The 505-nt window shown below is 68.9% G+C and carries 1 pseudogene; it reads right to left on the bottom strand.

The features are described from left to right. Positions 1 to 94 precede the first annotated feature (94 nt). Positions 95 to 505: pseudogene (locus tag J0A65_RS25585) on the bottom strand (hypothetical protein); the annotation flags it as partial.

Genomic DNA, 505 nt, shown 5'->3' with positions numbered 1-505 from the left:
TGGGTCTGCCGGTGCTGCTGTTGCGCCGGCCCGAGCCGGCGCCGGCAACGCGCAGTTTCTGCGACCTGCAGATGCTGCTCGAGGCGTTGCCGCGCTAGGTCGCCTTCACCAGCAGGCCGTCACTCAGCCACTGGTGCAGCCAGCGCGCGGCCTGCACAGGGGCCTGCTCCCCCAGTTCCTGCAGGCTGTCGCACAGCTCGGCGAAGTTCAGTCCCTCACAGGCCATGGCCTGCAAGGCCTGCGCTTGCGCGGGGTCGAGACTGCGATAGCGGGTGACCAGTTGCTCACGCCAGATCAGGCAGGTTTCGGCGTGCTCCAGGGCATGACTGCCCGGGAATGCCTGCTCGTGCTTGAGGGCACGCCACAGCTCCAGGCTGTTGTGCTGCAGGGTCAGCCATTGCACGCTCGGTTGCAGCGCCACGCGCAGCAGCGGCCAGTCCTGCGCCGCCAGGTGCGCCAGGTGTTCGGCACGCAGCAGCTCGGCATCGTGGGCGTCGAAGGCCAG

Source organism: Bowmanella yangjiangensis (genome assembly GCF_017255015.1).
GTDB lineage: Bacteria > Pseudomonadota > Gammaproteobacteria > Enterobacterales > Alteromonadaceae > Bowmanella > Bowmanella yangjiangensis.
The sequence above is the reverse complement of the archived record's forward strand: the minus strand, read 5'-3'. Positions and strand labels throughout refer to the sequence as shown.